The organism is Vibrio sp. STUT-A11 (assembly GCF_026000435.1).
In the GTDB taxonomy this organism is placed as follows: Bacteria; Pseudomonadota; Gammaproteobacteria; order Enterobacterales; family Vibrionaceae; genus Vibrio.
On record NZ_AP026764.1, the window covers coordinates 221,197 to 237,268 of the forward strand.

At 43.6% G+C, this 16,072-nt stretch carries 15 protein-coding genes; all 15 read left to right on the forward strand.

Going from position 1 to position 16,072, the window contains the following annotated elements; genetic code table 11:
- Positions 1-255 precede the first annotated feature (255 nt).
- The 15 genes from malK to OO774_RS16780 all read left to right on the forward strand — a co-directional run bounded on the left by malK (position 256) and on the right by OO774_RS16780 (position 16,063).
- Positions 256-1,386 (forward strand): maltose/maltodextrin ABC transporter ATP-binding protein MalK, encoded by a 1,131-nt coding sequence (gene malK, locus OO774_RS16710; RefSeq protein ID WP_264907656.1) that lies wholly within the window; start codon positions 256-258, stop codon positions 1,384-1,386.
- 442 nt (positions 1,387-1,828) lie between these two features.
- Positions 1,829-3,229 carry an undecaprenyl-phosphate glucose phosphotransferase gene (locus OO774_RS16715; protein ID WP_264907658.1) on the forward strand — a complete coding sequence of 467 codons (1,401 nt, stop codon included), beginning with the start codon at positions 1,829-1,831 and terminating at the stop codon, positions 3,227-3,229.
- A gap of 10 nt (positions 3,230-3,239) precedes the next feature.
- Positions 3,240-4,454: an outer membrane beta-barrel protein gene (locus OO774_RS16720; protein ID WP_264907660.1), complete on the forward strand. Its 1,215-nt coding sequence runs from the start codon at positions 3,240-3,242 to the stop codon at positions 4,452-4,454.
- A gap of 12 nt (positions 4,455-4,466) precedes the next feature.
- A complete protein-coding gene (locus tag OO774_RS16725) occupies positions 4,467-5,000 on the forward strand; it encodes a polysaccharide biosynthesis/export family protein (protein WP_264907661.1) in 534 nt (177 codons plus the stop codon).
- A gap of 15 nt (positions 5,001-5,015) precedes the next feature.
- Complete coding sequence (locus tag OO774_RS16730) at positions 5,016-7,196, forward strand: polysaccharide biosynthesis tyrosine autokinase (RefSeq protein ID WP_264907663.1); 2,181 nt, start codon at positions 5,016-5,018, stop codon at positions 7,194-7,196.
- Positions 7,174-7,983 carry a putative capsular polysaccharide synthesis family protein gene (locus tag OO774_RS16735; RefSeq protein WP_264907664.1) on the forward strand — a complete coding sequence of 270 codons (810 nt, stop codon included), beginning with the start codon at positions 7,174-7,176 and terminating at the stop codon, positions 7,981-7,983. The genes OO774_RS16730 and OO774_RS16735 overlap by 23 nt, the downstream gene beginning before the upstream one ends.
- Before the next feature lie 12 nt (positions 7,984-7,995).
- Positions 7,996-9,042, forward strand: a complete 1,047-nt coding sequence (locus OO774_RS16740) for a glycosyltransferase (RefSeq protein WP_264907666.1) — start codon at positions 7,996-7,998, stop codon at positions 9,040-9,042.
- Positions 9,020-10,258, forward strand: a complete 1,239-nt coding sequence (locus OO774_RS16745) for an O-antigen ligase family protein (protein ID WP_264908712.1) — start codon at positions 9,020-9,022, stop codon at positions 10,256-10,258. The genes OO774_RS16740 and OO774_RS16745 overlap by 23 nt, the downstream gene beginning before the upstream one ends.
- Positions 10,255-11,088: a putative capsular polysaccharide synthesis family protein gene (locus OO774_RS16750; protein ID WP_264907667.1), complete on the forward strand. Its 834-nt coding sequence runs from the start codon at positions 10,255-10,257 to the stop codon at positions 11,086-11,088. The genes OO774_RS16745 and OO774_RS16750 overlap by 4 nt, the downstream gene beginning before the upstream one ends.
- Complete coding sequence (locus OO774_RS16755) at positions 11,085-12,116, forward strand: glycosyltransferase (RefSeq protein ID WP_264907669.1); 1,032 nt, start codon at positions 11,085-11,087, stop codon at positions 12,114-12,116. The genes OO774_RS16750 and OO774_RS16755 overlap by 4 nt, the downstream gene beginning before the upstream one ends.
- Positions 12,117-12,125: 9 nt before the next feature.
- Positions 12,126-13,433 (forward strand): oligosaccharide flippase family protein, encoded by a 1,308-nt coding sequence (locus OO774_RS16760; protein ID WP_264907671.1) that lies wholly within the window; start codon positions 12,126-12,128, stop codon positions 13,431-13,433.
- A gap of 2 nt (positions 13,434-13,435) precedes the next feature.
- Positions 13,436-13,825 carry a VanZ family protein gene (locus OO774_RS16765; RefSeq protein ID WP_264907672.1) on the forward strand — a complete coding sequence of 130 codons (390 nt, stop codon included), beginning with the start codon at positions 13,436-13,438 and terminating at the stop codon, positions 13,823-13,825.
- Between the two features lie 102 nt (positions 13,826-13,927).
- On the forward strand, positions 13,928-14,254 hold the full coding sequence (yqfB, locus tag OO774_RS16770) for a N(4)-acetylcytidine aminohydrolase (protein ID WP_264907674.1): 327 nt from the start codon (positions 13,928-13,930) through the stop codon (positions 14,252-14,254).
- 33 nt (positions 14,255-14,287) lie between these two features.
- Positions 14,288-14,887 carry a TetR/AcrR family transcriptional regulator gene (locus tag OO774_RS16775; protein ID WP_176292538.1) on the forward strand — a complete coding sequence of 200 codons (600 nt, stop codon included), beginning with the start codon at positions 14,288-14,290 and terminating at the stop codon, positions 14,885-14,887.
- A 144-nt stretch (positions 14,888-15,031) separates the two neighbouring features.
- Positions 15,032-16,063 carry an NADP-dependent oxidoreductase gene (locus OO774_RS16780; protein WP_264907677.1) on the forward strand — a complete coding sequence of 344 codons (1,032 nt, stop codon included), beginning with the start codon at positions 15,032-15,034 and terminating at the stop codon, positions 16,061-16,063.
- Positions 16,064-16,072 lie beyond the last annotated feature (9 nt).

The window sequence follows — 16,072 nt, forward strand, 5'->3', positions numbered from 1 at the left end:
TGCCATACGAGTGGAATGTCATTGATTGGTGTTGTTTGTGGTTATTATTTCACGGGGGAGACAACGCTATTAATGTGGGGGAGAGAAACTCGTACTTGGCTGTGACGGGTAGCACTTCTTAGGACAATTTATTGAAGTGCTACCCTACTTTTCTTATCAACTACCTTAACTTACCAATTCCTACAGTTACTGCTCGCTAGATAATTCATATAATGATGAGTGGTGAAAATAAAAATTTGATCGAGGACGAGCTACATGGCGAGTGTCACGTTAAAAAATGTTTGTAAAGCGTATGGCGACGTATTGATTTCTAAAAACGTAGACCTGGAAATACACGAAGGTGAATTCGTTGTTTTCGTAGGTCCATCAGGCTGTGGTAAATCTACCCTGCTACGTTGCATTGCCGGTCTTGAAGACATTACTTCAGGTGATTTGTATATTGGTGACGAGCGCATGAATGACGTTGAACCATCCAAACGTGGTGTTGGTATGGTATTCCAGTCTTACGCTTTATACCCTCACTTAAACCTTTATGACAACATGTCATTTGGTCTAAAGCTGGCCAAAGCAGACAAAGCAGAGATTGACAAACGTGTTGAGCACGCAGCAGAGATCCTCCAACTAGGTCACTTGCTTGAGCGTCAACCAAAAGCACTTTCAGGTGGTCAACGTCAACGTGTTGCGATAGGTCGTACACTGGTTTCACAACCAAACGTGTTCCTGCTGGATGAGCCTCTGTCTAACCTTGACGCGGCACTGCGTGTCAACATGCGCTCTCAAATTACTAAACTACAACGCCAATTAGGCTGTACCATGATTTACGTAACGCACGATCAGGTAGAAGCAATGACAATGGCGGATAAGATCGTCGTCCTGGATGGGGGTTATGTTTCTCAGGTTGGTAGGCCTCTTGAGCTGTACCATTACCCACAAAACCGCTTCGTTGCTGGCTTTATCGGTTCACCAAAAATGAATTTCATGAGTGTTTTCATTGAAGAAGCCGAAGCAGAACGCGTCAAAGTTCAGCTATCTAACGGCGTATCATTCTGGATTCCGGTTGACGGCACAACCGTAAACCGCGGAGACCGTATGTCTTTGGGTGTCCGTCCAGAGCACTTACTGTCAGCTTCTGAAGCGGACGCAAGCATCCACGGTGAAGTAATGATTGTAGAGAAGTTAGGCAACGAAACTCAAGTATACCTAAACCTTGACGGTGCAGATGCTGACGTTATATTCCGTCAACCAGATACGCTCGCTGTCGACCTGGGTGATAAATTAGAAATTGGTATTCCTGCACATCGTTGCCACCTATTCCACAGCGATGGTCGCGCATGTCGACGCCTATTTAAAGAAAACGGTGTAGACGTCGAACAATCGAACAACTAATTCTACCAATCCCTCTCAATCGAGAGGGATTTTTATATCTAACCGTATAACACATAAATATGCACTAAAATCACCCGTTGCAATGTACCTAATTAAAGAATCCCTCAACTAATCCATTATTTTCTTGCTCAAAAATTAGTTCATTAGGCCACTGCTTAATAAAACCTTAGTCTAGATATTCAGTCTAATTTCATCATACTTTTACTCATCCCTTTGTTCTGAGTACCAGCTTTATCCTAAGCCTAGGACTGAGCACTAAGTTTAAATTTCATTCTTAATTCCACTTACCTTTAGAAGATGAATTTTTAAAATTAATTTCGAATTTAACTGTTAGAACAGTAAAAATTCCTTGGAACATCTTGAACACTAATTAAAACGTTTACGGCACAACCACGGGGCAATAGCTCCAATGGCGGTAGCACGTCAGAAGGGAATCTAGGTAATGAAATACAAAGGACTTATTCGTTCTCATGAAGCAGAGTTCGCTTTTTTATATCGCATCACCGATCTTACCGTCATTGTCTTATTTATGCTGCTCCTGGTCTTAGAGGGAACACATACCACACTAGACAAGGATTACGTCATACTATCATTTGTTGCTGGTATCTCATTTTTACTGATGGCTGAGAGCGGGAGTCTTTATCGCTCCTGGCGTACCAGTTCATTCAAGGCACAAGCGTTCATTACCTGTATGTCCTGGTTAATTACCGTGACACTACTGTTTGCGGTTCTTTACTTTTCTGAAGTGTATCCATTGTTTGATCGCAGTATTTTAGGCCTCTGGGTAACCATTACTCCGCTGTTGCTTTTAGGGTGGAGACTGACCTTCCGGATGGGGTTAGCGTACTTGCGAACAATGGGGTTAAATACGCGTACTGCCATCATTATCGGCCAAACCCCGCACGGTATTACCTTAGCGAACGAGATTCAAAATCATACCGAGCATGGTGTGTTGTTTGATGGATTCTACGACGAACGTTCTACAAAACGACTGCCCCACTCCCAATACCCAATTAAGGGCCCTGTTGACCAAGCGCTGGAAAGAGCAAAAAAAGGCGAAGTAGATTATGTCTATATTGCGATGCCAATGCATGCGAATGAGCGTATTGCTGCGCTTCTTAATCAGTTCTCTGACACTACTGCGAACACGTACCTAATACCGGATTTCTTTACCTATAATTTGTTGCATTCTCGTTGGGATCAGATTGGGCAGGTGCAAACTCTCAGCGTTTTCGATACGCCTTTTGCCGGTATTTCCTCTTGGATAAAACGCCTTGAAGATATCATTTTCTCAAGTCTAATTTTGATCTTAATCGCCCCAATACTTATTGCTATTGCGATCGGCATTAAAGCGACATCCAAAGGGCCAGTCATCTTTAAACAGCACCGCTATGGCTTAGATGGACGCAAAATAGCCGTATGGAAGTTTCGTTCTATGACCACCATGGATCAAGGTAGCCACATTAAACAGGCAACAAAAAACGATCCACGTATTACCCCGTTTGGAGGGTTTCTACGCCGTACATCACTCGACGAGTTACCGCAATTTTTCAACGTGTTACAAGGCACCATGTCCATTGTAGGTCCTCGCCCTCATGCCGTTGCCCATAACGAAGAGTATCGTCAGATTGTCGACCGCTACATGCTACGCCATAAAGTAAAACCCGGCATTACTGGCTGGGCGCAAATTAACGGTTACCGAGGCGAAACCGATACCCTGGATAAAATGGAAAAACGCGTCGAGTTTGATTTGGAATACATCCACCAATGGTCAGTATGGATGGATATAAAAATCATATTCCTGACGGTATTTAAAGGCTTCACCGGCGCTAACGCTTACTAAGGTAGAGACGATGAAGACGGCAACTCCAATCATTTCGCTACTTTTTTTGCCAATGTTCACTTTGGCAGAACCAATGGCGTATACAACCAGCTCAGGTATTGAATTTATTCCCCAGGTTAAAGCCTTTTATGAAGGCGATGACAACGTGAATAAAGACGAAGAGAACGCGAAGTCCATTAATACTTGGGGAGTAGAGCCAAGCCTGCTTACCCGAATTGAGCGCAACCAGTACCGAGCAAATCTTAGTTATAGATTGAAAGCGGGTTTCTCATCGGATGACAGTAACGATTACGATGATCATACCTTTCAATTCACCAACTTCTTTGAGTTTAACCACCGTAATCGTCTGGTCGTCGATTATCAATTCCGTGCCCAGCATGAATTAAGAGGTGAAAACATTACTGAGGGTAACGGTGACGTAGTTGACTCGCCGATTAGATTCCACCGCAACGATCTAAAAACCAATTACATTTTTGGTTCCGAGAGGGCTAAAGGACGGTTCGAATTTGGCCTTAACTATAGCGACAAAACCTACCAAAACTATCGCGACGGCTTAACGTTCGCACCAAATGCGAAAACCAAATACAACGACTATAAAGCGCCAAGTGCTCACACTGAGTTTTATTTGCGAGCAACGCCAAGAACCTATTGGCTGGTAGGTACTAGACAAATTCAAACCGATTATCAGCACAGCAACCCAGCCATGGCATCCAGAGACAATACAACGGGCTTTTACTATACCGGGGCACAGTGGGAAGTAACCGGAAAAACACAGGGTACTGCTCGACTTGGCTACCAAGTAAAAAACTTTGACAGTAATGAGCGAGAAACTTTTAAAGGCTTCAGTTGGGATATCGGCTTCGAGTGGTTACCTCAAGAGCAAACGCTGATTACGGTAAAAACAACTCAAGCTGCGGTGAATCCAGATCAAGACGGCGACTATAACCTGCAAACACGCTATCGAATTGATTTTAAGCATGACTGGAATAGCTACCTCGCCACAGAGTTAAGATTCTTATACCAAGAAGATGACTACACCGGGGAGCTGCCGGGAATTGCTTCAAGAGATAGTGAACGTTACTCGCTGTCTGCCGGTATCGACTATCAGATCAAACGTTGGATTTTGTTGCAGGCTAACTGGCAATACCAAGATAAAACATCAGACCGAGCTGGTTATAGCTTCCAACAAAATATTTGGACACTAAGCACTCAATTTTCGCTGTAAAAAGGATTTTTAATGAACCCATTAATGAGATTTATTAGCTTGGTTGTATTGCTATTTAGCACGATCGCCACGGCTGCTACGAATGAACAAGATTATCGTCTCGATACCGGGGATACCATTTCGATACAAGTCTATGGGGAAGAAGATCTCTCTATTTTAAACATACTGATCACGTCTGATGGCTACTTTGATTACCCTTATCTTGGCCGAATTAAAGCTATCCAAAAGACGCCTAAACAGATTAAAGATGAAATAGAGACCGGGCTAAAAGGCGATTACCTCATTGACCCTAAAGTGATGGTAACCATCAATAACTTCCGGCTTTTTTACGTTAATGGTGAAGTACGTAAGCCCGGAGGGTTTGAGTATCGTCCTGGATTAACGATAGAGAAAGCAATCGCGTTAGCTGGCGGACTCACCGACAGAGCATCACGCAAGGGAATTAACCTCACCAAACACAATACTGGTAACACGGTAGAAAATGTCGATATGCAGCTAAATGTTGAGCCTGGTGACATTGTATTTATTGATCAAAGCTTCTTCTAAGTGACAGGTAATCAAATGAACGGAACTCACCCAAACCACTTCCCGATGAACAAAGTAGAACTGATCCGCTTTGGTCATCACTTTAATACGCTAAAAAAGAACTGGTTGAGTATTGCTGCTTTTACCTTGATTTTCTCTTTAGCCTGCACTTGGCATATCTACTCGAAAACATCGATATACCAAGCAACAGCAACGCTATTAATTCAAGAAGAGCAAAAAAGCGCCTTGTCCATAGAAGAGGTCTATGGCGTGGATACCACCAAGAAAGAATACTTCCAAACTCAAGTGGCGATTTTACAGTCAAACCATATTGCAGATAAAGTGATCCAAAGCCTGAATCTGACGCAGTACCCCGAGTTCACCAGTACAGGTGGCCTAAAACAAACGATTGATGAAATAAAATCAATCCCGCTGGTCCAAGACTTGCTAAGCGTTGCTCCAAGCCCAACAGAAACAGCCCAGTACTCAGACACCTATTATCGGGCACTACAAACATTCAAAGACAAGCTCGAGATCGAACCTGTCCGCAATACGCAAATGGTTAAGATCCGTTTTCGCTCAGCAGATCCAAAACTTGCCACACAAGTCGCAAATGCAGTCGGGCAAGCCTATATCGATGCGAATTTTGAAGCGAAATTAGTCATCACACAAAATGCTGCAACCTGGCTGACCAACAACTCGCAAAAATTGGAACAGCGTCTGAGAGATTCAGAACAGGCTCTGCAAAACTTCTTATTGCAAGAGGGACTGATTGATATCAACGGTATCGATGAAATCTACGCCAATGAGCTGGAAGAGCTCAATCGAAAGCTCAATACGGCGGTTAATAATCGGATTGAAGCTCAGTCTTTGATCCAGCTTCTCAGACGAAAATCATCACAAAGCTTAGATAGCCTGCTATCGATAGATGAGTTTGCCAATCAAGTACAGATTCGTGACCTGAAACTTTCAGAGGCTCAAGCTGAGAAGAACTTATCCGAACTGGCACAGCGTTACGGACCGAAGCACGATCGTATGATTCAAGCGAGAGCACAATTAGATTCGATCCAAACCAGAACCCAGCAACTCATTCGTGAAGTTTCATTCAGTAAACAGCAAGACTTACTGGCAGCAAAATCTCAGGAAGACATGCTGCGTTCAGAGTTAGATCGCAAGAAAACAGAATTCCAATCATTGGGCTCACAAAAGGCACGTTATGAACAACTTAAACGTGAAGTTGAATCCAACAAATCGCTCTACGAAGCATTCTTAAACCGAGAAAAAGAGACCAGCGCCACCAGTGACTACAAAAATGTCACCGCTCGCTTCACAGACAAGGCCATGATCCCTTTGTTTCCTATCGCGCCACAAAGAATGAAGCTAGTATTCATTGCTACGTTATTCGGCTTCGCGATTGCCTGTGCATTAGTCATCATTTTAGAAACATTGCGTGAAGTAATCAGAACCGCGTCTGATGTTCAGGAAAAGCTGGGCGTAACCTGCCTGGGTACCATCCCTATGGTTAAGAACCGTCGTTTACGTAAAAGTGGGATCACCTACACAGCTTACCTGGATAAAGATGAAAAACTGTTTAGTGAAGCGTGTCGCTCAATAAGAACTTCACTTTTACTTAAACTGACTAACACGAAACAGAAAATATTGCCTTTCACTTCCGCGATTCCAGAAGAAGGAAAAACGTCCACCAGCATTAACATGGCGGCCTCTTTCTCGACAATGGAGAAAGTACTGATCATTGATTGTGACCTGCGCAAACCTTCGTTGGCAAAAAGATTCGACATTGCCGATTCTCAACCAGGGTTAAGCAACATACTCACCATGGATACAGCGATTAAAGACTGTATTGTTAGGGTTGAAGACGCGAAGCTAGATGTTTTGCCTGCTGGATTAATTCCACCAAACCCACAGGAACTGTTAGCCTCGGCACGATTTAATAAGCTATTAGATTACTTTCAGGAAAAGTATGACCGAATCATCATCGACACTCCGCCACTATTGTCTGTGAGCGATGCACTGATTTTAGGTCTATACGCTAATGGACTGATTACCGTCATCCGCGCAGAGTCTACCAAAGCACAGCTGGTTAATGTTGCGTTATCCAAACAATTACAACATTCCGTACCATCTCTTGGCGTACTTATTACACAAGCAAAATCTAAGCAAGGGGAAGCTCTATATGTCCAGAAATACGCCTACTAGACAACCAGTATCTTGGTACCAAGCGCTGAAACGTCAGGAGCAGCCTGTACTGATCTACCAAATGGGCAAGGTGGGCTCCAGTGCGCTCGAAAAGTCGATCGATGGCTCGATTCATCTGCACGATCTTATGTCCATTGCCGCGTCACAACAAATATCGCCGGTAAGAGCACAGCTGCACAAACCAACAACGAACTACGTCAAGCGGTTACTAAAACGTGCCATTGTAACCAACATGCTAAAACGTAAACAGCAAGTACGTATTATCTCGATGGTCAGAGAGCCGATTGGTAGAAACATATCCATGCTTTTTCAGTCACTGCCATTTTGGACAGCGGATAAATACCTCAAAGATGACAGCGCTGTACGTTCAGAGCGCCCGCAACTGCTTCATGAGACTTTTGAGAAGCATGTCAATCATCACTATCCTCTTGAGTGGTTTGATAACGAAATCAAAGCACTCACAGGAATAGATGTCTTTATTCACCCTTTTGATCATGAACTGGGTTATCAAACCTACCAAAAGGGAAACTTCTCCCTGATGGTGATTAGAACCGACAAGTTGGATCAATCACAGCAGGCGATCAGCGAATTTTTGCAGCAAGAGATCGAAGTGACCCATGACAACCAATCGGAAAATAAGTGGTACTCACCACTTGCTGCCGAGTTCAAAAATTCATACCAGCTCAAACCAGAGTTTGTTGACGAGATGCTTTCTTCAAAGCTTGCGATGCACTTTTTTACGAGTTCTGAAATAGCCAACATTAAGAACAAGTACTCACAAAAATAGTTTGGTAGAGACATGAAAATATTACATATCATTAATGACTTATCTAACAATGGAGGCGCTCAACGCTTTCTGGTTGACCTTGTCGTTAAGCACAAACCACACTACGAAGTAAAAATACTGGTTCTTCATAAAGACAATGATTTCGAGACGCAGTTAGATGAAAATGGGGTCAGTTGCTACTATTGGTCTTCCCTGTCGATCAAAGAAAAATGGGCTTTGTTACGCTGGCCCAACTTGATCCATAGCCACTTATTCCCTTCAATATATGTCGCTTTATTAGCGATTGGTAAGAAACGGGTGCAAACAGAACACAACACGACGAACAGGCGCAGAGATTACCCTGCCTTTAAGTTTATGGAATACCTGATGTACCAACAACATCAGAAAACGATTTGTATCACCAATAAAGTTAAAGAAGAGTTGATCCGGTTTTTGCCGAGATACAAGGATCGCTATGACGTTATTTATAATGGTGTCGACTTAAACCGTTTCTCCAGACAAGCGAAATTCTACAGCAGAATTACACCAGATAATCCAATTAAAATCGGGATGGCAGGCAGGCTGCATGGCTATAAAGACCACTCGACTCTCATACAAGCCGTCGCTAAATTACCCGAACATTACCACCTTCATTTAGCGGGTGACGGTGATAAAAAGCAACAGCTGCAAAATTTAGCACAACAATTACATTGCGCTCACCGCGTACACTGGCATGGTGTCATCTCAGATGTTCCAACCTTTCTTTCTAAACTTGATGTATATGTTCAATCTTCAATTATTGAAGGATTTGGACTGGCCGCCGTGGAGGCGATGGCAGAGGGACTGCCCGTGTTGGGGTCAAATGTTCCCGGATTAGATGAAGTGATTGGTAATGACTCCTACTTATTCGAACTCGGAAACGCTCAGGAATTAGCCGATAAAATTGAGATAATTTGCAGTAACCAAGCTCATTATGAGATGGCTACTCACTTTTTTGTCGAACGTTGTAAATCTTTTACTCTGGAGCAATTCAGAGAGAGCTATTACAAGGCTTATGATGAACTCTATGCCAGCAAATAATCACATCCCCTTGCTCGCTGCGGTTACCTTAGCACTCTTCTTCGCGCCGGTAAAAATCCAAGCTGGAGGTATCGCACTGGCACCAAGTGATATCGCCAGTCTTCTTTCACTCGGATTAAGTGCGCTTGTTGTCATGGAAAGTAAAGCACGCAAGTTAATCCATCCGTGTATTGGGTTTGTACTGCTGTTTACCGGTTATGTGTTTATTAACGGCTTACTTAACCGTGTTCCGTTGATGCCGCTCATTACCGAAACCGTTCAGTGGGTAGCCATTCTTAGTCTACTCGGATTAATGTTCGCATACGGTGCTTTCGATGATGACCGCGTCATGGTGTACTTTTCTTATATTCTCTTCGTTATTTGCTGTCTGGTTGCCGCTTGGCATTTTGCCCAAGGTTATCAAAGTGGATTCAAGCTTCTTGGGGTCAGTAAGTATGGTTTTGGCCTGCTCTGCTCGTTGCTCTATTTATATCGAGACAAAATTCGCGCCTTTCATATATTGATGTTGATTGCTCTGGTGTTACTCGTTTTGTCACAAGAGCGAAAAGCCCTACTTGGTTTTTGTTTATTGTTTATTTTGGATCAGCTTTTCATTAAGGGTTTGATGAAAAAAGCCGTCAGTGAAACGTATACCTGGACCATTTTACTGACTCTGAGCTTCGTCGTTTTAGCTGCCGTTTCCATCACACTGTATGTCGGTTTCGACGCGTTAGCTGACCAATTAGAGTTTACCCAAAAAGACATTTTGTTTGCCAATCAAAGCGAAGCAAGGTGGGTGTCCAATCTGCACCGAAAACTTCTGCTCGCCAATGGTTTCGACATTCTGCAGCAGCATCCAATCTTAGGTGTTGGAGCCAAAATGCTTCCCAACTTCATGGTCAATTATTTTAACTATCCAGAATTGGCGATTTACACCCACAACTTTGTCCTTGATACCGCGATTGAGTATGGGTTACTGGGTATAGCATTATTGTTCGGCGGGTATTTTTTATTCATCCAATTTTGCTTCCACAGCTTAAACGAAAACAGAAAAAGTCTGCTACTCGCAGCGTACGCGCTGGTTATGGTCTGTTTCGTCGCGGTCAATACCACGATCATTTTAATCCTATTACTGCCAGTAATGATCAGCGTGAGGCCCAGCGAAGAATCCGACAGCATCCCATCACATTCGGTAAATAAAGCCACGAACTTTAATAATCAAGGACTTGATCAATGAAATATTCCATCTCTCGACAATTTGAGAAAAACCGAGAACTTCGGGCTGACAACTTCGTCTTGGTTTACCAAATGGGCAAAGTGGGCTCATCTTCCATCGAGCACACACTAGGAGAACGTAAAATCCCGAGTTACCACATCCATACCTTTGATGATCATGAAGAGTTTCACATGTATTACAACAAACAAGATGTGAAGAAGTTCTTCGATTTTAAAAACCGCGCGTTCTATCGCTTGGTACTCAACCAGAGAAAGCGGATTTTGCAAAAACGCGAACAGATAAAAATCGTCACTTTAGTACGTGATCCTATCGCTACCGTACTGTCTCGTTTTTTCCAGGATCTTCATTTGCAGTTTATCGAAGGTAAAAAGAACGAAGCAATCCACAACGACATGGACGTGACCTATCAGCACTTGGAAAACTGCTTCGACAATTACATTAACCTTAACTATTTCGCTAACTGGTTCGACAACGAACTAAAACGTAACTTCAAAATCGATGTCATGAGTCAACAGATTGATAGCACTCAGCCTTTCTTTACCTTCAACAATAACCAGGCAGAAGTGCTTTTAATTAAGTGTGAAAAGCTCAGCTTATTAGACCAGGAGATCGGTCAATTTTTAAATGTCGATAATTTTGAGTTAAAGAATAGCAACGAAGCGAAGAACAAATGGTATTCAAACATCTATCAGTATTTTAAGCAGCAATACGATTTTTCCAAATTGTTCTACATGTACGACTTGCCGCTTTATCAACATGTTTACTCAGTTCAAGAGCGGGACGCCTTTAAGACTAAATGGCAGCAAACCCCGGGAACCAAAACATCATGAAAAAAGTCCTACATATAACCGAATCTTTTGGCGGTGGTGTTCAAACTGCACTTTATAGTTACGCGCACTCTTCCCGTCATGAACCTTATCAGCACTTTCTGGTCGCCAGAGCTCGCGAAAATGATTTAACCAATGACAGCAGCCACGATGTATTTTCGCGGGCTCAATGGGTGAAGGGTGGGCTACTGCAGTTCATTAAAGATGCGAACAAAACCATTGACCAAATCAAGCCAGATATTGTCCACCTACACTCGAGTAAAGCGGGCTTTTTAGGGCGTTTTTTGAATCTCAATAACGCCCGGTTAGTGTATACGCCCCACTGCTATGCATTTGAGCGGGAAGATATTTCCGGCGTTGCTCGACGGCTTTATAAAGCACTAGAAAGAGTTCGATTGAATAAAATCGATGTTGTCGCAGGGTGTAGTCAGCGTGAGTGCGATTTAGCCATCAGTATTGGGGCGAAACGTGCTGAGTTACTTAATAATTATGTCTCTTATCAAAGTGAAGAGCGCAAAAACCGGGATAACTCCGCTGCATTAAAACTGGTCATCCTTGGCCGCGTCGCGCCTCAGAAAGACCCTCAGTTTCTGATTGATACCCTTTCCCACCTTGATGTCGCAACACTCAATCGTCAGTTGGATATCACTTGGATTGGGGGTGGCGACCAAGAACTTGAGCAGCGTTTAAAAGACCAAGGCGTACACGTCACTGGCATGCTTCCTCGTGATGAGGTCGTCAAGCAGTTAAAAACATCAGATATTTATTTACACACTGCCGCTTGGGAAGGGATGCCGTTAACGATCCTTGAGGCCGCGAAGCTCCATCTCCCCATGGTCATCCGTCTGATTGGCGCAACAAAAGATCTGAACTATCCCTTCTTGGCGCAAACCCCAGAAGAAATGGCAAAACAGCTGACTCACTGTATCAACCACTATCACGATATAGATTTTGACCAATACACGACTGAATTGAATCACATGTTCAGTGAAGAAAAACAGCGTCTTGCTCTAAACAGCATCTACAGTTAGAGAGTTTACATGTTTCAAGCGATTCAACAAAAAAGACTATCAGCCCCTAGCGAGCAAAAAAGTTTGCTTTCACTTGGTTTAAAAACTGCGCTCACCAAAGTCTGCGGCGCACTATTTGCGTTTCTTCTCGCCGTCATGGTATCGCGAACCACAGATGCGTCGACCGCTGGCCAGTTTTTCTTCTTATTTAATCTGGTATCGCTGACCGCGATTATTTCTCAGTTGGGTTTTGACGTAGCCTTGGTGAGATATAACGCCATTGCATTCAGCGGCAACGATGTTCAACAACAAAGCGATAATTACAAAACAGCGCTGTTCCGAAGTCTTGCATTTTGTCTCCCTGCAGGGCTGGTGCTGTGCTCCGGATTTTATCTATTTCCGGACACCGTCAATAAGACCGGAGCCCCGTTAACCGCCGTTGCGATCGCCTTACTCTGTGTGCCATTTTTAGTACTTGGCCAAACCAATAGCAGAGTCTTGCAAGCGAGTAAGAATGTGCTCTCCTCCCTATTTGCTCTGCAATTAGGCGTGAGTATGTTGATGGTGTTTTTTATTGCAACGTTAGCCTTGTTTGATATGCAAAACCTAAATTATTTGATGGCTGCTCTGCTACTAGCATGCGTTATTGTTGCGACAACATCGACGGTAAACTGGGTTAGATCGGGACAATTTCGTAAACCAACGTCAACGCCGAATCGCCAACTCGCTGCTTCAGCCAAACAAGTCTGGATAGGAAGTGTTTTTAACAACATGCTTCAGTGGGGAGGCTTGGTCATCGCCGGTTTCTTCATATCGGCGTCAGAGATTGGCTTATTAGCCGCAGCACAACGAACCTCACTATTGATCGGGTTTGTGCTAATCACGATTAATTTTGTCGTCGCTCCGATGTTTGCGTCTCTGTATAAAGAAGGTGAAATGGGCAAATTACGTAACCTTAGCCGAATGGCATGCCGGATGAACATTGCTGCCGCATTAATTCCAGTGTTGATTTGTACGCTTTTCCCTGTATTTGTACTGAATTTTTTTGGCGAAGAGTTTATCGCTGCCGCCCCACTTCTAATCGTACTCTCTCTCGGTCAATTAATTAACGTCGCCACTGGATCGGTGGGATTTCTGCTTTTGATGAGTGGGCATGAACGAACCATGAAATACATCACCATCGGATCTGGAACCATCTCCATTTTGCTATTGATCGCTTTATGCTATAGCTATGGCGTCATCGGTGCAGCTTGGGCAATGGCAATCGGTATGGCGATACAAAACCTTGCCGCACTGTACTTTGTTAAACGTTATTTAGGTTTCTTTCCAGTAGGTTAGTTATGTCACCAATGATTGCACGCATCAGTTTTTGCTTCGTATCGCTCCTGACTGTTACCCTTTCGCTTTGGAAAAGCTCCGATTTGAGTCATGCGACCTACCTCAATATGGAGCATTATGTCGGTGGCTCAACGACGCTCCATTTTACGTTCAGCCTGTTAATTAGCTTTTTTGCGGTGTTTACCTTTCCCCGCTTTGCCAGTTCTAACAAAACGGATACTTTTGGTGTTCGCCTTTTGTTGTGTCTGCTACTGATGACTTCTTTGGAGGAATTTAGCCAGTTTTTTATTGCTAACCGTACGTTTAGCGTCGGCGACCTCAGCACTAACTGGAGCGGCATATTACTTGGTTACTTTTTCGCGAAAGGGCTGTATATCATAAGAAAAGGCTAAATTGGTGAGGTTTCGCCAACAGAGGATTGACAAGCCACACACTGAAATATGCACCTCGAGGTTATATAATGCAGTCAAATAACCTTGAGAAGCGAGCACAACATGTCATCTCATCCAACAACCATTACCTTTTTTGAATTTCTGACCCCTTTGATCAGATCGGGCAAAAAAACCATCACGATACGAGATAAGTCAGAAAGTCACTACATCCCAAATACCGAAGTGGAAGTCTTTACTTTAGAGACTAACCGCAAGGTCTGTGACATCAAGATCCTATCGGTAAATCCACTTAACTTTGATGAAATCAACGAGTTCCATGCTGAACAAGAAGCCATGGAGTTACCAAAGTTAAAGCAACTGATTCGGGAGATTTACCCTGATACTGACTCACTTTTCGCTATTGAATTCGAGTTAATTAAAATAAACTAGACGACTGGTCTAATTTTAATTATAGTACGTCCCATGAACGCAAAGACTAACGACACACGCCAACATATTCTCGAGGTCGGATACGAGTTAATCGTAACCCGAGGCTTTACGAGCGTTGGACTTTCCGAGCTTCTAAAAACGGCAGCAGTGCCAAAGGGCTCGTTTTACCATTACTTTAAATCCAAAGAGCAGTTTGGTGAGGCTTTGATTGAGGCTTACTTTGATCGCTATTTCCACAAGTTAGATGAGCTCTTTACCAATACTGATCGCAACGGATACCAACGTCTGATGAGCTACTTTGAGGAATTTGCGAAAGTCGAAAACAATGTGTGTAATGCGAACAAATGCCTGTTAGTTAAACTTAGCGCTGAAGTGTCAGACCTTTCCGAACCAATGCGACTTGCACTGCGTCGTGGAGCCGACAAATCAATTCAAGCCATCGCGGACTGTATTGATGTTGGCATTCAAGACGGATCGATTGCAAATGGTGACAGCGCTTTGTTAGCAAGGCAACTCTACTACCTTTGGAATGGTGCAAGCTTACTCAACAAGCTGTATCAAGATCAGACGGCACTGACGCAGAGTCTGACCTATACTCAAGATCTATTGCAGAATACACGCACTTTATCGTAAGTGTCTTCAACGCATTAAGAGAACAAACCTATAAGTGTCTGTTTGAGGCTAGCCTTCTGCAGACACAAAATACTTTCCCGCTCTCACAGCGGGATATTTTGCAACAAAAACTAGACGACCGGTCTAATTCAAGGTGAAAATAACATGACAGACGCACTTAACCGCAGAATCGTACTTGCATCACGTCCACACGGTGCACCAACAACTGAAAACTTTAGACTGGAAGAAGTGGTAAAGCCAGTGCCAAAAGATGGTGAAATGTTGTTAAGAGCCGTTTACCTGTCACTAGACCCTTATATGCGCGGTCGTATGAGTGATGCTGAATCTTACGCGGCCCCTGTTGAGATTGACGACGTCATGGTCGCGGGTACCGTGTCTCAGGTAGAAGTTTCCAACCACCCAGATTATGAAGTTGGTGAGTGGGTGCTTGCTTATACTGGCTGGCAAGATTACGCCATTTCAACAGGCGAAATGGTCATTAAATTGGGCAAAAATCCGCAAAACCCTTCATACGCCCTAGGCGTAGCAGGTATGCCAGGCTTTACGGCATACATGGGCTTGCTTGATATCGGTCAGCCAAAACCAGGTGAGACTATCGTCGTTGCCTCAGCAACCGGCCCCGTTGGCTCAACGGTCGGTCAAATTGCAAAACTTAAAGGCTGTCGCGTAGTCGGTATTGCCGGTGGTGAAGATAAATGTCGCTATGCTAAAGAAGAACTTGGCTTCGATGAGTGTATTGATCATAAAGCCGACGATTTCGCGCAACAATTGGAAAATGCGTGTGACAACGGCATCGATGTTTACTTTGAAAACGTTGGAGGCAAGGTGTTTGACGCCGTTATGCCGCTGCTGAATGTAAACGCTCGTATTCCTGTATGTGGTTTGATTTCTCAATACAATGCGACCGAGCTTCCACAAGGTACAGACCACCTGCCACTACTGATGGTTAACATTCTGACAAAGAGAATCAAAGTTCAAGGATTCATCATTTTTGATGACTACGGACACCGTTACGATGAATTTGCGCAAGACATGAACCAGTGGTTGGCAGAAGGAAAGATCCAATACCGTGAACAACTCGTACAAGGTCTGGAAAATGCACCTGATGCGTTCATCGGTCTGCTCGAAGGAAAAAACTTCGGCAAAGTTGTTGTACAGGTAAACAACCCTCTGTAAATATAGGAT

Excerpts from the sequence above, each read along its gene's own strand:
- malK (WP_264907656.1), top strand. The coding sequence starts at position 256 with ATGGCGAGTGTCACGTTAAAAAATGTTTGTAAAGCGTATGGCGACGTA.
- OO774_RS16715 (WP_264907658.1), top strand. The coding sequence starts at position 1,829 with ATGAAATACAAAGGACTTATTCGTTCTCATGAAGCAGAGTTCGCTTTT.
- OO774_RS16720 (WP_264907660.1), top strand. The coding sequence starts at position 3,240 with ATGAAGACGGCAACTCCAATCATTTCGCTACTTTTTTTGCCAATGTTC.
- OO774_RS16725 (WP_264907661.1), top strand. The coding sequence starts at position 4,467 with ATGAACCCATTAATGAGATTTATTAGCTTGGTTGTATTGCTATTTAGC.
- OO774_RS16730 (WP_264907663.1), top strand. The coding sequence starts at position 5,016 with ATGAACGGAACTCACCCAAACCACTTCCCGATGAACAAAGTAGAACTG.
- OO774_RS16735 (WP_264907664.1), top strand. The coding sequence starts at position 7,174 with ATGTCCAGAAATACGCCTACTAGACAACCAGTATCTTGGTACCAAGCG.
- OO774_RS16740 (WP_264907666.1), top strand. The coding sequence starts at position 7,996 with ATGAAAATATTACATATCATTAATGACTTATCTAACAATGGAGGCGCT.
- OO774_RS16745 (WP_264908712.1), top strand. The coding sequence starts at position 9,020 with ATGAACTCTATGCCAGCAAATAATCACATCCCCTTGCTCGCTGCGGTT.
- OO774_RS16750 (WP_264907667.1), top strand. The coding sequence starts at position 10,255 with ATGAAATATTCCATCTCTCGACAATTTGAGAAAAACCGAGAACTTCGG.
- OO774_RS16755 (WP_264907669.1), top strand. The coding sequence starts at position 11,085 with ATGAAAAAAGTCCTACATATAACCGAATCTTTTGGCGGTGGTGTTCAA.
- OO774_RS16760 (WP_264907671.1), top strand. The coding sequence starts at position 12,126 with ATGTTTCAAGCGATTCAACAAAAAAGACTATCAGCCCCTAGCGAGCAA.
- OO774_RS16765 (WP_264907672.1), top strand. The coding sequence starts at position 13,436 with ATGTCACCAATGATTGCACGCATCAGTTTTTGCTTCGTATCGCTCCTG.
- yqfB (WP_264907674.1), top strand. The coding sequence starts at position 13,928 with ATGTCATCTCATCCAACAACCATTACCTTTTTTGAATTTCTGACCCCT.
- OO774_RS16775 (WP_176292538.1), top strand. The coding sequence starts at position 14,288 with ATGAACGCAAAGACTAACGACACACGCCAACATATTCTCGAGGTCGGA.
- OO774_RS16780 (WP_264907677.1), top strand. The coding sequence starts at position 15,032 with ATGACAGACGCACTTAACCGCAGAATCGTACTTGCATCACGTCCACAC.